The following is a 14,036-nucleotide window of genomic DNA, read 5'->3' as shown; positions in this document are numbered from 1 at the left end:
AAATTAATTTTAATCTTTTCATTGTATGTAAATTGACGTTTGATCCATTCTTTTCAGATTCGGAATGGACGTATGTGTAATATGGATCAACATGATTGCACAAATGTACAACAATCGTCTTATTTACACAATGGGCACCCGGGGGCAGGCATCAGCAGATGTTTATTATCTGGCCGGAGACTGATTCTCCTTATTGAGTTTGTATCTGCCCGGAAGCTCAATCAGCTTATTGTTGAGAGCTCCCTTCCGACTGATGGCTTTGTCTACCGATTTAGGTCTGAACAGACTTACAGCAGCCTTGGTGGTAACCGATTCGCCGGTGATGAGCTGAATAGCTTTGGCTAGCAGAGGCTCGGCTTCGTCGCCCATAGCGTATCTGTCGAATGGATCGTCCGCCACTTCATAATCCGGTTTAAAGCCGTCCGGCATACAGGCCGTATTTCCGTTTTTGTCGGCGTACCGGTACACCATGGTGTAAATGCCCCAATTCTTTAGTGCGGCATCCGGAGTTTCGTATATATCATCCGGAGTGAATACAATACCGCCGCAGTACTTTCCGGCAGTCTGTTCGCCGATGGTGGTTACCTTGATATAGGGAGAAAGTCCCGTTATGGTAGCTTCGGAGGCTGATGCCGTATTTCCCGATACCAGTACGAACAATCTGCTGAGGTTCAGGTTTGCACTTTCTACCGAGAGATTTACCCTTTTGCTATCTTCATCTTCGTAGTTATAGGTGTAGGAAAAGTATTCATCCAGATCTTCACCCTGTTTTTTCCAATAATCCGTATAGTCATCGTTCCAGATTTGTTTCAGGAATATCTGTTTTCCCGACACAACCGAAGCCGGTGCAAGCATACTGCTCAATATCTGCGAGGTGAGGGAATATCCCCCCAGATTATAACGCAGGTCTAAAATCACATCCGTAACCCCGGAGGCTTTAAAAGACTGCATTACTTCCAGCAGCTTTTCGTGGGATTTAAGGGTGTAATCCGTATAAAAGAGATAACCTATTTTACTGCTTCCTTTGTTAATCACCTTGTAGGTATTTACCGGTTCCTGATACATGGAGACGGCCGTAAGCGATATGGTTTTATTATTCAGACTAATTACATTCCCGTTTAATGCGGCCATTCCGAGGGTGACCGACGAAGAATAGAACAAATCATAATAATTACTTGTAGTTATGTCGGTTCCGTTCATTTGTAAAATCAAGTCGCCTCTTTTCATTCCTGCTTTTTCGGCAGGTGTACCGGGATATACGAACTGTACCACTGCAAAGCATTGATTGGATGATTCAGAGAAAAGATAGACTCCCAGAGAGTACCCGTAAGAGGTACCTTCGCCTGCAAAGCTATCTGTAAGACCCTTTGCATCATCTGTAAGGGAAGTCCATCGGTCGGCCGAGTACCGGATACTGTCCACCATAGCTACCGGATCCTTTATTTTAGTAACATCTACTGATTTGATTGTAGAGCTCCACAGGTATACATCCTGCAGCACATCGATTGCAAACTGCGTAACTTTTTGAGTCTCTTTGGGTACAACTTCTTTTGCGGGTTCGTCGATAGGGTTATCGTCTTTGCTGCAGCTTTGAAAAAACAGGGTTCCAGTGATTGCTGCAAATAAAATGATTAAAATCCGGTAGTTCTTTTGCATACGATTAAATAGGTGTATTATGTGAACTACAAAATTAATATATATTTATTCTCGGCCAACTATTTGCGATCATTGTTGAGCAGGCAAAATAAATTATTATCTGAACTTTCTATATATTTGCATAAAATTTGAAAAGTTTATGGACATACTACTACTTATCGGAGGATTACTCCTTATTCTACTTGGGGCAAACGGACTTACAGATGGGGCTGCTTCCATTGCCAAGCGGTTCAATATTCCATCCATTGTAATTGGTCTTACCATTGTTGCCTTTGGAACTTCCACGCCCGAGCTAACGGTCAGCATATCGTCTGCAATGAAAGGAAGTTCGGACATTGCAATCGGGAACGTGGTGGGAAGCAATATTTTTAATATTCTGTTTATCGTTGGTTGTACTTCCCTGGTGGCACCTATCGTAATTACGCGCAACACACTTCGGAAAGAGATACCCCTTTGCATATTGTCGTCTGTAGTGCTGCTGGTGATTGCAAATGATGTGCTGCTTGATAAGGGCACTTCCAACATCTTAAGTACAACGGATGGGATACTATTGCTCTGTTTTTTCCTGATTTTCCTGTCTTATACTTTTGCTATAGCGCTGGATGGTAAATCTCAGGCAACCGACGAGGAGAATAACATAAAGCAGATGCCCATGCTTAAATCTGTACTATTTATAATCGGAGGATTGTGTGGGTTGGTCTATGGCGGTCAGCTTTTTGTAGATGGAGCCATAAACATTGCCCGTTCATTGGGGGTGAGTGAGTCTGTAATTGGTCTTACTCTGGTAGCATTAGGAACTTCGCTGCCAGAACTGGCCACCTCTATTGTAGCTGCTCTAAAGAAGAATCCGGAAATTGCAATTGGGAATGTAATTGGTAGTTGTTTATTTAACGTTTTCTTTATTCTGGGCTGTAGTTCGGCAATCACACCCATGAATATTTTAGGTATCACTAACATCGATCTGTTGGTGCTTGTAGGTGCAAGTATCCTGATGTGGTTCTTCGGGCTCTTTTTTGCCAAGCGTACCATCAACCGGACCGAAGGAGCTTTCTTTGTATTATGTTATGTAGCCTATACAGTCTACCTGATTTATAATGCATAAATTTCATCAATAAATAAAAAGAGGCACTTCAACAAGGTGCCTCTTTTTATTTATGTGTATGATGAATCAGATTGCAATGTTTGCGGATAAACGTAATATATGCAACCGTAAGCAACAGAATTACAATGCCCAGATACCACCATCGGTAGGGATAAAACAGTTCATAACCGGCAAATATGATAGCTTGTGCAGCAGCATAGATTGCCGATACAAAGATTTGTGGAAAATTCAGCTTGTAAACAATGATCTGGTACACGTACTGAAAATGGGGACAACCCTTTTCCCGATGCCTTATCAATCCATGAATGGCAGATAAAAGAGTATCCATTCCGTATACGAGCAGTAGCACCAGATGGCTTATATCCTGAGTTACCAAAATCAATTTACCAACCAGAAACAGTACGATAAGGCCTATGGATGCAGAGCCCACCATTCCGGAGAAACTTACCGCTTTATATCTGAAATTAAAGAAACTAAAGATAATAATAGATAGTAAAATAATATACAGGAAACGTTGATCAGTAAATGGGGTGAATTTTTGGTTCAGATAGGCCAGAATTATGATAACAACAAAGCTGTAGGCTCCGGTGATACCGTTTATTTTATTCATGTTACGGTACGAATTTATAACTGCAACACATACAACTAAAGCCGGTATTATATACCACAGCGGATAGTCAGTAAATAGGCCTAATTCCATAAACATGAGGAGTAATCCGCAGGAAATGAGTAGCTTACGCTTCCATTCCTTAAGAGGATGCATATCGTTGGCAAATCCTGTAATAGCTGCAACAGTCAAACCTGCAAAGAACCAAGGGTAAGGAAAGCCATACCATATACAGTAAATAAGAGCAGCCATATAAAATATCACACCCCCTCCGCGCCAGGTAGTACGTTGCTGAAAATTCTTTTGTTCCGGACGTACTACCAGCTTCAGTTGATCTGCTATTTTAAAATAAATAAGCTCTGCAACTAAAAGCAACACAGTAATAATTAAATAAATCCACATAGCGTTTACTCTCGTATATGATCAAAAAAAAGAATAGGGAACTCCGATTAACGGTTTTAAACGGTAATTAATAGGACAAATGTGCAAATAATTTTAAAGAAATACACAAAATTATTTAAATATTTTTTGAAACAGATTCGTTTTAATCAATGGGGTGGTTGTGTTATGTTTTTTAGATAGATATGATGTTATTTGTCAGGATAGTTTGCTCTATATGCTAAAGATTGATTTTGAGTAATCAACCTTTAGCAAGACAGGTTTTAACCTGTATAATTATCTTATTAATTGGATTTGTCTTGTTATGGTGCAAGTCGTTCTATGGTCCATGTATTGTCTGCTTGCAGAGTATAAAGAAACCGGTCGTGGAGGCGGCTTTCTCGACCTTGCCAGAATTCAATTCGGTGCGGCGTTACGGCATAACCACCCCAGTTGGCTGGTCTTTCAACTTCGCGACCGATATAGCGCAGTGACTCCTGCATAAACGATTTTACTATTACACCCCGGTTGGGTATAGGATGACTTTGAGGCGATACACGGGCTCCAATCCGGCTCTTATAAGGGCGAGTTCTGAAGTAGGCATCCGACTCCTGTGGTGAAACCTTTTGGGCAATCCCTTCTACATGAACCTGTCTCTCCAGCTGATGCCATAGAAAGGTGAGTGAGATGTATGGATTATTGGCCAGGTGACTCCCTTTGCGGCTTTCGTAGTTGGTATAGAATACAAACTGTCCGTCGCGCAACTCTTTAAGCAGCACACAACGGGTGGAGGGCCTTCCTTCGGGAGATACGGTGCCAATCAGCACGGCTGTAGGTTCGTTTACTTTAGAGGAGATGGCTTCGTCCAGCCATTTACGGAACTGATCCAATGGATTTTCGTTCAAATCCCTTCTTCGTAGTCCTCCTTTGGTGTAATCTCTGCGTATATCGGCTATATTTGTTTTCATTCTGTACGGCATTTGTGTTTGTAAAGCAACAAATCCGGGTCAGTAATAGTTCCGGATCAGGCTCTTTCTTCCTTTTTTATGAAATTTGTTTGTTATTCTGGGTGTCTACAATGGCTGCTACAGTAGCATCTCCGGTTACGTTTACTGCCGTGCGGAGCATATCCAGCGGTCTGTCAATACCCAGAATTAGAGCCAGCCCTTCGGGAGGAATACCCACAGATGCCAGCACCATGGTAAGGATAACATAGCTGCCTCCTGGAATGCTGGGCGTTCCTATGGAAGAGATGATCGTCATTAATATAATCGTAAACAGCTGCATAAGCGTAAGGTCTATGCCTATCACTTGGGCGATAAACAAAACGGCTATTGCCTGATAACAGCTTGTTCCGTCCATGTTAATTGTTGCTCCCACCGGAAGTACAAAAGAGGTAACCTCGTTAGAAACTCCCAGCTTGTTTTCGGTAGTCTCCAAATTGAGCGGCAACGTAGCGGCGCTCGAGCTGGTTGTAAAGGCAAACAGCTGCACCGGATACATCGTCTTGATAAAGAAGTTGGGCTTCATTTTGGTAAACAGATAGATAAGTGTGGGATAGAACACACTTATAAGAAACAAGAGTCCGCCTACTACGGTTATCGCATAAACCGCCAACGCCCCGAACATACTGAGGTTTCCCGAAAAATCGATAACCAGTCCTGCCATAAGAGCCGTAACTCCATAGGGAGCGAACATAATCACAAAGTCGATTACCTTCAATAGAATATGATACAGCGAATCGAACAGCTGTTCAACCGGGACAATCTTTGTTCTCTCGATGCACAGGGCAGCTATCCCGAAAAGAACAGCGAAGAAGATTACCTGCAGCATCTTTCTGTTATCACTTGTTGCAGCCACGAAGTTATCCGGAACCACCTCCTCGAGGAAGGAGAGGGGACCACTGTTCTTCATTGTGTCTGCTTCGGCCTTTTTCTGTGCCACAACAGATTTGTAATTCTCCTGCATGGAAACAACCGTTTGGCGGTCAACGAACTGTCCCGGACGCACAACGAGTCCCAGCGACATACCTACGGTTACAGCAAAGGCAGTAGTGAGCAGGTAGAGAATAATCGTGCGGATACCGATGCGAGAGAATTTACCGATATCCGACAATCCAATCACTCCTTTAACCAGCGAAACAAATACCAGAGGAACGGCAATGAGTTGCAGCAAACGGATAAATACTTGTCCCCACGGACGTACCCAGTTATTTACGAATCCGGTTTGCTGAAATGTGAGAGCTGCGATGCCTATCAGTACACCAGCCAGCATCCCAATCAATATCTTAGCATATAAAGGAACGGCAAATTTAAAGCTCATCTGTTTAATATTAGAGTGATTGTTGATTGGTAAAAATAGAAGAAAGTAAATACATATGCAAGTATTAATGTAAAATAGATACCAAAAAATGCATTTCAGTATCTATTTGGATGTATTTTGCCTGCGGTCTGGTTTTAGGATGCTTAGCCGGGAATCATCGTAACAACCTATAGTTATAATAAAACTACAGCTCCACAATAGCAGGCACTTCGTCCAGCGGATAGTAAGTGGATTCTACCTTGTCGGGATACACCTTCACGATACGCAATCCGGATTTCTCCTTCCCAATCTGCATCCCCACAGCACTGGTGCCGGTTATACGGAAGTTGACGTGTTGACCACTGGAGTTATAGTGAAGGTGGCCGGCAAACTGGTCGCTTACATTGAACCGGTTGAACAGATTGAGGTAATCGTTGCGTTTAGCCAACGGGAAGTTATCGTACTTATCGGCTTCATCTGCCGAGTGCACAAAAACAGGATGGTGACCAAACAATATGCGGTGGGTGCATTTTTGTGAGTTCTCCAATACTTTGGTAAGCCACACAAGTTGGGATTGTTCTGCCTCTTTTACGTCTGCCCAGATAATCTGGGTGTTGATGCCTATAAAGCAGGTACCGTTCATCTGGAACGAGAAACAATCGTAACCGTAGGTGTCTATGTAACCGGCAAGAGAGGTGGAGGTTGGCTGCTGACCAACATCATGGTTTCCGGGAGTCAGGTATACGGGAATGTCTTTGCGCAGAGTGGCAAGGATGCGTTTAAATTCTTTTATTTGATCGGCGTTGTTGCCATCGTTTACCAAATCGCCTGTCACAACTACAAAGCCCGGATTGAGTTTGTTTATTTGTTTAACAGCCTTTTCCATCAAGGCAGTCTCCTTATCGAATGAGGCGTTTTTGTTGATCATCCCGAACTGAGGGTCGGTAAGTTGAATAAAATAGAAGGGAGTTTGTGCAGATATACCCAGAGAAAAGAGTATGCCCAATAAAAAGAGTGTCGTTTTTTTCATATACATATCGGTATGTTTAAAAGTTTGCCGGTAAAGATAAATTAAAATAATGATACTGATTAGGGAAATTCGTTATCTTTAGCCTTGTAAATTTACGAAACGAACGTGTATGAACTACGGATTGAACGACAGGATGCCTTTATTTCCCTTGCTGCTGTACGGTTTACAGTGGTTGGTGATATCCATTCCATCCATCATTATATTAGGTGCGGTAACTGCCTCGATGAATCAGGAGGGGGCAGCCCAGCAGATTCTTTACATCCAAAAATTAGTTGCCACAGTGGGAGGGGGACTTATTATCCAGATGCTGTGGGGGCATCGTCTGCCTTTGGTGATGGGACCGGCTTCGGTGTTGTTGGTGGGGATTATTTCGGCTACTGCAGCTCATGCCGATGCCGTAAATACAGCCATCGTATTGGGAGGTGCTTTGTTGTTCGGCTTGGGTATAAGTGGGATGTTCGATAAAGTTCAGTCGGTTTTCACTCCCCGTATTGTGGCTGTTATCCTTGCATTGATCGCCTTCACCTTGTCGCCCGTCATCGTACACATGTTGTTTGGCCGCACAACCGATGTGCTTTTCAATTTTATATTGGCCCTTTCGCTTTCGCTGGTTATGATCTACCTTAACAACCGGCTTCCGGGAATGTGGCGGTCGATGGTGGTTTTTATGGGATTGGTTGTCGGAACGGCGGTCTGCTTCCTGGTGAAAGGTCCGCAGTTCCCTGCCGAGATCGGCTCTGTGTCTGCGTTTTCGGCCGATTGGTTTGATTTTAGCTTCCAGCTTGACGGCGGGGTGTTACTCTCTTTTCTTTTCTGCTATATGGCGCTGATTGTAAATGAACTAGGCTCCATTCAATCGGTTGGACAACAGATCAAAGCCGATAAGCTGAATGAACGGAGCAGGAGAGGCATCTCGGTAACAGGACTATTTAATTCACTGTCGGGATTGCTCGGAGTGATCGGTCCGGTGGACTACTCCTTAAGTCCCGGTGTAATAGCAGCCACCGGTTGTGCCTCCCGGTTTCCACTGATCCCTGCCGGAGTGGGGCTAATCATGATAGCCTTCATGCCTTCGTGGCTGGTATTTATCAGTGCTATTCCGGAGGTTATTCTGGGTACAATTTTGTTGTACCTTATGGGTTCGCAGCTTACAGCCGCCCTACAGATGATGGCTCGTGAGAAATCGGTTTCTTCCTTCAACAGCGGTCTGATTATCGGTTTTCCGCTCATGGTTGCCCTTGTAATCTCCTTTGCCCCTGAACAGGCCCTTGCAGAATTACCTCCGCTTATCAGACCTATTCTTGGGAATGGATTCGTAATGGGAACCCTCACCGTCCTGCTTTTAGAACACGTAATATTCAAAGATGAAAAGAAGAGCTTCTGATGTGCATATATTTTTATAATGCTGAAAATCAGTAGTGATGTTTATATAACGTACTTATACTTTAAGTTGTTTAATTGTTACAGAACACTTGTGATTTAAAGATTAAAAGAGGTTTTGATCTATAGCTTTTGCTTTTTAGTGGCTTAATAATATAAATTAAGTAACACAAGTAGTACCTCTAATGATTAGTATCCAAATTCTATTGAAGAAACTTACAATAATGTCATGTATACTTTAAGGATAAAAAGAAGAGCTTCTAACGGATAGCTCGGTTATTCTTAGAAGAGTAATTGTGTTAAAAGTGTTTCTGTTTAAAAGAGGTGCTTCCAATAACCACCAGCTTCGGTATTTATAAAAGAAGTGTAAATTAAAAATACCGATTATTTGTTTTTTTCAAATTTATATCCTATGTTTGCTACCGAAACCTAGCCGTAAGCCTTACTCTCTTTCATGGGGGCACGTGATACGGATATTATAAAGAATTTCTCCCCTATTTGATCCTATTATTATATGACTGACAAAACGATGCTTTGTCGGAATTCATTTGTTTTCCTTATGATTTAAAATAATTAATATGGATCGTAGAAATTTTATTGAACGTCTTACCATGGGAGGAGGAGCACTTGCCACATCTTCTTTGATGGGGTTTTCTGTTCCGGAGAATCAACAGACAAAACGTATTAAAAGAGAGGAGTCGGACCAGAAGCTTACTGCCGATGTAGTGATAATAGGTGCCGGTCTGGGAGGTTGTGCTGCTGCTTTTTCTGCTTTACGCAACAACCTTACGGTAGTGCTTACCGAAGAGACCGATTGGGTAGGCGGACAGCTTACGCAACAGGGCGTTCCACCCGACGAGCACATGTGGATTGAAACACATGGCGCCCCTCAGCTTTACCGCGACTTCAGAACAGCTATCCGTGCGTATTATAAAAAAAACTATCCGCTTACAGAGCAGGCTAAGGCCGTTCAGTACCTCAATCCGGGTTCCGGATCTGTGTCTAAGCTCTGTCACGAACCCCAGGTAGCCGTAAGCGTACTTATGGAGATGATGGCACCTTATATCAGTGCGCAGAAGCTGGTTCTGCTTACGGAGCACAAAGTAGTGAATGCTGCTGTGGAAAAGGATGAGGTGCGTTCCGTAAATGTGAAGAACCTCCGCAACAAGCAGACCGTAACACTTTCCGGATCATATTTTGTGGATGCCACCGAGTTGGGCGACCTGCTGCCACTTACGGGTACCGAGTATGTTACGGGTACCGAATCGAAGGCGCAGACCAACGAGTTGCATGCTCCGGACAAGGCAAACCCCAAGAACAACCAGGCGTTTACAATGTGTTTTGCCATAGACTACGCACCGGGAGAAGATTGGACCATCAAAAAGCCGGCTGAATACGACTTCTGGAAAGAGTTTGTTCCCAAGATGAGAATTCCATGGTCTGGTAAGATGATCGGGTTGCACTATTCGGATCCGCGTACGCTGAAGCCTAAAGAGCTGGGTTTCCACCCCGACGGTCGGCAGACTGGCAGTATGCTGAATTTATGGAACTACCGCAAGATTATAAACCGTGAGAATTTTGTTCCTGGCTTCTACAAAGGAGACATAACCATTGTAAACTGGCCGCAGAACGATTATGTGCTGGGTGATATCGTAGACGTAAGCGAAGAGGTGTTCAACAAACATGTGTACAGAGCCAAACAGCAGAGTCTTTCGCTGTTATACTGGCTGCAGACCGAGGCTCCGCGTCCCGATGGGGGCAAGGGTTGGCCGGGCGTACGATTGCGTAAGGATATAATGGGTACGGACGACGGACTGGCAAAGTATCCCTATATTCGCGAAGCAAGACGTATCAAGGCTTTGTTTACCGTGTTGGAAGAACACGTAGGTGCCGAAAACCGTGCTAAGGTTACGGGGCAGACTACCGGACTCACGTCTGCACCTTTCTACGACAGCGTAGGGGTAGGGTATTACCACATCGATCTTCACCCCAGCAGCGATGGAGAGAACTACCTCGATTTCGGTTCGTTGCCTTTCCAGATACCTTTAGGATCACTTATCCCGGTTCGCATGAAGAACATGCTTCCGGCCAACAAAAATATCGGTACGACCCATATAACCAACGGTTGTTTCCGTCTGCATCCGGTAGAATGGAGCATCGGCGAGGCTGTGGGAATGCTGGTATCATATTCGCTGGATAAGAAAGTCACACCACGTAACGTACGCGAAAACGCATCCATGTTGAAAGAATTCCAGGATTTTATCCGTTCGCAAGGTATCGAAACCGAATGGAAAAAGGCCTGATTGCTTTAACAATCAGATAAAGATCGGATTACAAGCCAACTGAATTGCAACGGATCTCAATAGGATAACAATCAGATTAAACGAATAGCAATCAGATAACGATTAGCTAACAATCAGATAGCACGAAGGAGGATACTTGTCTTACGATGGGTATCCTCTCTTTATTTCGAAAAAACAGTTGTGGGCTATGATTGCCCCCTCTGTTTTATTCCAAAGCAACCAGCAGCGGGTAATAATTGCATTCTTTGCTTTATTTCAGGAAAACTGCTGTAGGTAAAGTTGTTTTAACTACTTTTGTAGCATTATATGAAGCTGCAAGTTCCTCAACAATGATAAATAAAGAGATAAAAATGTCGCACCTCATGGCAGGTGTAACATCTATAGTCTGGGGTACAACCCTGGTGTCTTCCAAAGTCTTATTGCATTACGGTCTTACACCGGCACAAATAATGCTGTACCGCTTTATAATAGCCTACCTCTTTTTGTGGATATTGTATCCACGCACCCACCGTATTAAAAGTGTGAAAGACGAACTCTCTTTTCTTTCCATCGGCTTTTTTGGCGGTACGTTGTACTTCCTTCTGGAAAATACGGCGCTGGAGTACACACAGGCTACCAATGTGGGACTTATCTGTGCCACAGTTCCGTTGCTTACGGCTATGCTGGCCCATCTGTTTATGAAAGGAGTCCGGCTGAGTCGTTATATCCTTGCCGGATCCATCCTATCTCTTGCCGGAGTTGCCCTGGTGGTGTTTAACGGTAATTTTATCCTCAAGCTCAATCCGCTGGGCGACCTGCTCACCTTTGGAGCCGCCTTCAGCTGGGCGGTTTATTCCATCTTGATACGTCACATCAGCGGACGATACAACGTGCTGTTTATCACCCGTAAACTCTTTCTGTACGGACTGCTCACCTTATCGCCTTACTTCCTGTTTCAGCCTTTCGGAGCACCGCTCAAAACCCTTCTGATACCCGAAGTTGCGGCCAATCTGTTGTTTCTGGGAGTGATAGCCTCTTCGCTGTGCTACGTAATGTGGAGTGTGGCCATCAAGAACCTGGGCCCGATAACCACCAATAATTACATCTATCTGCTCCCTTTTATAACCATGCTAACGGCTGCCGTAGTGCTTGATGAAAAGATCACGATGTTTGTAATTATAGGAGCGTTGCTTATTATCGGAGGGGTATGGTATGCCGAAAACGGACATAAGGTGGTGCTTCGAAGCAAAAGGGTGCTGAACAGTTAAGGCTTCCTTTCTGTTTATTAGCTATAATCCGGATAATATGAAACTTTATATACGAAATATGGTCTGCAACCGCTGCATCATGGTGGTGCGGTCGGAGTTGGAAAAGGCCGGCTTCAACCCTCTGCACGTAGGGTTAGGCGAGGTTGAGCTGGAAGGAGAGCTCTCCGATACAGAGAAAGTGAGCCTGAATAAACGGCTTGCCGCGCTGGGCTTTTCGCTGATAGACGACAAGCGGAGCCGTATCATCGAGAAGATAAAGAATCTTATTACGGAGCTGGTTTATCAGAAAAACAACGAACTTAGGTCCAACCTGTCTGATTACCTTTCCGATGCACTGCGGGCCGACTATTCATCACTCAGCAACCTGTTTGCTCAGATCGAGAATACCACCATCGAACATTACTATATCGCCCAGAAAATAGAACGGGTGAAGGAGTTGCTTGTGTACGACGAGCTGTCACTCAGCGAAATTGCCGATATGTTGCACTACAGCAGTGTTTCCCACGTAAGCAAGCAGTTTAAGCAGGTTACGGGTCTGACCCCTACGCACTACAAACAACTCAAGGAAAATAAACGCCGCCCCCTGGACGAACTCTGAAACTATACAAATCGTTTCCATAATTGTATAACGCAGATTCCCTCTTTACATCGGATATTTGCAATAAAAAAGAGAAGATTATGAAACATACGTATCTGGTTACAGGAATGAGTTGCAACGGTTGCCGCACAAGGGTGGAGAAGGCCCTTAATACGGTGGACGGTGCAACGGTAAATGTCACTTTGGATCCGCCGCTGGCAACTGTGACTGCCGATAAAGAGATTGAGTTATCCCAACTGCAACAAGCCCTGCGCGAAATAGGACATTATGAACTCTCGGAGACTGAGTTGGACGAAAACGGCATGCCCCCTGCCTGCTGCAGCGGACATGCCCATTCACACACCTATCCGGTGAAGACCGTCTCCAGCAGCAGCGAAGGTATCTATTACTGCCCCATGCAGTGCGAGGGAGATAAAATGTACAACGAGCCGGGCAGCTGCAAAGTGTGCGGTATGGACTTAGTGGCGGCTGTTACCGCTGGTGACGACGAGGAGGACAGCTCCTACACCTCCTTAAAAAGGAAATTCAAGATCGCTTTACTCTTTACCATCCCCATCTTTGTACTCTCCATGGGCGATATGCTTCCGGGCAGACCCGTATCATCGGTATTGCCTCATACATTGAACAACTGGCTGCAGTTTGCACTTTCGTTGCCGGTGGTGTTCTATGCTGCATGGATGTTCTTCCAAAGAGCCTGGGTGTCGGTAAAAAGCTGGAATCTAAATATGTTCACCCTTATCGGTCTGGGTGCCGGAGCCGCCTTTATCTTCAGTCTGGTGGGACTGTTGGCGCCGGACCTGTTCCCCCATCAGTTTACCGGCCACGGCGGAACAGTGCACCTCTATTTCGAATCCACCACGGTAATCCTCACATTGGTATTGCTCGGTCAGCTGCTGGAAGCCCGTGCACACAAGCAGACCACCAGCGCCATCAAGGCCCTGCTTAAACTGGCGCCTACGGAAGCTACCCTGGCCGATGGCACCGTGATACCGGTGGATCAGATAAAGAAAGGCGATATCCTGCGGGTGAAGCCGGGCGAGAAGATCCCGGTGGATGGCATAATAACCGAAGGCCAGGCGGTGGTGGATGAGTCCATGATTACCGGCGAACCTGTTCCGGTGGATAAATCCACGGGTAGCAGGGTGAGTGCCGGTACCATCAACAGTACCCGTTCCTTCCTGATGCAGGCCGAAAAGGTAGGCTCAGAGACCTTGTTGTCCCAGATCATTGAGATGGTACGTACAGCCAGCCGTTCACGGGCACCCATCCAGAACCTTGCCGATAAGATAGCCGGGTACTTTGTGCCGGTCGTGTTCATCGTCTCCGTTATCACCTTTATCGTATGGGCGGTTGCCGGTCCGCAGCCCTCCTACGTATACGCCTTTGTGAATGCCCTGGCGGTACTTATCATTGCCTGCCCCTGTGCCCTGGGAC

General features: G+C 44.9%; 11 protein-coding genes. 6 read left to right on the top strand and 5 right to left on the bottom strand.

The genetic code is table 11. The features are described from left to right. Positions 1–165: 165 nt before the first annotated feature. Positions 166–1,656 carry a S41 family peptidase gene (locus AB7E53_RS11585; protein WP_446775790.1) on the bottom strand — a complete coding sequence of 497 codons (1,491 nt, stop codon included), beginning with the start codon at positions 1,654–1,656 and terminating at the stop codon, positions 166–168. A 139-nt stretch (positions 1,657–1,795) separates the two neighbouring features. On the opposite strand from AB7E53_RS11585, the gene AB7E53_RS11580 reads away from it, so the two are divergent. Beyond that, the gene (locus AB7E53_RS11580; RefSeq protein WP_446775788.1) at positions 1,796–2,758 is read left to right on the top strand and encodes a calcium/sodium antiporter; all 963 of its coding nucleotides are present in this window, start codon (positions 1,796–1,798) and stop codon (positions 2,756–2,758) included. A gap of 46 nt (positions 2,759–2,804) precedes the next feature. Here the strand turns inward: AB7E53_RS11580 and AB7E53_RS11575 are convergent, their stop codons facing one another. From AB7E53_RS11575 to AB7E53_RS11560, 4 genes are all read right to left on the bottom strand, one after another. Next, a complete protein-coding gene (locus tag AB7E53_RS11575; RefSeq protein WP_446773065.1) occupies positions 2,805–3,767 on the bottom strand; it encodes a UDP-GlcNAc--UDP-phosphate GlcNAc-1-phosphate transferase in 963 nt (320 codons plus the stop codon). A gap of 299 nt (positions 3,768–4,066) precedes the next feature. After that, positions 4,067–4,711 carry a pyridoxamine 5'-phosphate oxidase gene (pdxH, locus tag AB7E53_RS11570; RefSeq protein ID WP_446775786.1) on the bottom strand — a complete coding sequence of 215 codons (645 nt, stop codon included), beginning with the start codon at positions 4,709–4,711 and terminating at the stop codon, positions 4,067–4,069. Positions 4,712–4,787: 76 nt separating this feature from the next. After that, positions 4,788–6,065 carry a dicarboxylate/amino acid:cation symporter gene (locus AB7E53_RS11565; protein WP_446775784.1) on the bottom strand — a complete coding sequence of 426 codons (1,278 nt, stop codon included), beginning with the start codon at positions 6,063–6,065 and terminating at the stop codon, positions 4,788–4,790. 184 nt (positions 6,066–6,249) lie between these two features. Beyond that, entirely contained in the window at positions 6,250–7,074 is an 825-nt protein-coding gene (locus tag AB7E53_RS11560; protein WP_446775782.1) for a metallophosphoesterase, read from the bottom strand. A 109-nt stretch (positions 7,075–7,183) separates the two neighbouring features. Between AB7E53_RS11560 and AB7E53_RS11555 the strand changes: the two genes are divergently transcribed. The 5 genes from AB7E53_RS11555 to AB7E53_RS11535 all read left to right on the top strand — a co-directional run. Continuing rightward, positions 7,184–8,458, top strand: a complete 1,275-nt coding sequence (locus AB7E53_RS11555; RefSeq protein ID WP_446775780.1) for a uracil-xanthine permease family protein — start codon at positions 7,184–7,186, stop codon at positions 8,456–8,458. Between the two features lie 574 nt (positions 8,459–9,032). Further along, positions 9,033–10,757, top strand: coding sequence for an FAD-dependent oxidoreductase (locus AB7E53_RS11550; protein ID WP_446775778.1), 1,725 nt, complete (start codon positions 9,033–9,035; stop codon positions 10,755–10,757). 362 nt (positions 10,758–11,119) lie between these two features. Then, a complete protein-coding gene (locus AB7E53_RS11545; protein WP_350457165.1) occupies positions 11,120–12,004 on the top strand; it encodes a DMT family transporter in 885 nt (294 codons plus the stop codon). Between the two features lie 37 nt (positions 12,005–12,041). Next, positions 12,042–12,602: a helix-turn-helix domain-containing protein gene (locus AB7E53_RS11540; protein ID WP_350457166.1), complete on the top strand. Its 561-nt coding sequence runs from the start codon at positions 12,042–12,044 to the stop codon at positions 12,600–12,602. A gap of 80 nt (positions 12,603–12,682) precedes the next feature. Further along, the coding region (locus tag AB7E53_RS11535) for an HAD-IC family P-type ATPase (protein ID WP_446775777.1) at positions 12,683–14,036 on the top strand (1,354 nt) is incomplete at its 3' end.

Source organism: Macellibacteroides sp. (assembly GCF_050251695.1).
In the GTDB taxonomy this organism is placed as follows: Bacteria; Bacteroidota; Bacteroidia; order Bacteroidales; family Tannerellaceae; genus Macellibacteroides; species Macellibacteroides fermentans.
Note: the sequence above shows the minus strand (reverse complement) of the source record. Positions and strands in the feature narration are given on the sequence as shown.

Excerpts from the sequence above, each read along its gene's own strand:
- AB7E53_RS11585 (WP_446775790.1), bottom strand. The coding sequence starts at position 1,656 with ATGCAAAAGAACTACCGGATTTTAATCATTTTATTTGCAGCAATCACT.
- AB7E53_RS11580 (WP_446775788.1), top strand. The coding sequence starts at position 1,796 with ATGGACATACTACTACTTATCGGAGGATTACTCCTTATTCTACTTGGG.
- AB7E53_RS11575 (WP_446773065.1), bottom strand. The coding sequence starts at position 3,767 with ATGTGGATTTATTTAATTATTACTGTGTTGCTTTTAGTTGCAGAGCTT.
- pdxH (WP_446775786.1), bottom strand. The coding sequence starts at position 4,711 with ATGAAAACAAATATAGCCGATATACGCAGAGATTACACCAAAGGAGGA.
- AB7E53_RS11565 (WP_446775784.1), bottom strand. The coding sequence starts at position 6,065 with ATGAGCTTTAAATTTGCCGTTCCTTTATATGCTAAGATATTGATTGGG.
- AB7E53_RS11560 (WP_446775782.1), bottom strand. The coding sequence starts at position 7,074 with ATGAAAAAAACGACACTCTTTTTATTGGGCATACTCTTTTCTCTGGGT.
- AB7E53_RS11555 (WP_446775780.1), top strand. The coding sequence starts at position 7,184 with ATGAACTACGGATTGAACGACAGGATGCCTTTATTTCCCTTGCTGCTG.
- AB7E53_RS11550 (WP_446775778.1), top strand. The coding sequence starts at position 9,033 with ATGGATCGTAGAAATTTTATTGAACGTCTTACCATGGGAGGAGGAGCA.
- AB7E53_RS11545 (WP_350457165.1), top strand. The coding sequence starts at position 11,120 with ATGGCAGGTGTAACATCTATAGTCTGGGGTACAACCCTGGTGTCTTCC.
- AB7E53_RS11540 (WP_350457166.1), top strand. The coding sequence starts at position 12,042 with ATGAAACTTTATATACGAAATATGGTCTGCAACCGCTGCATCATGGTG.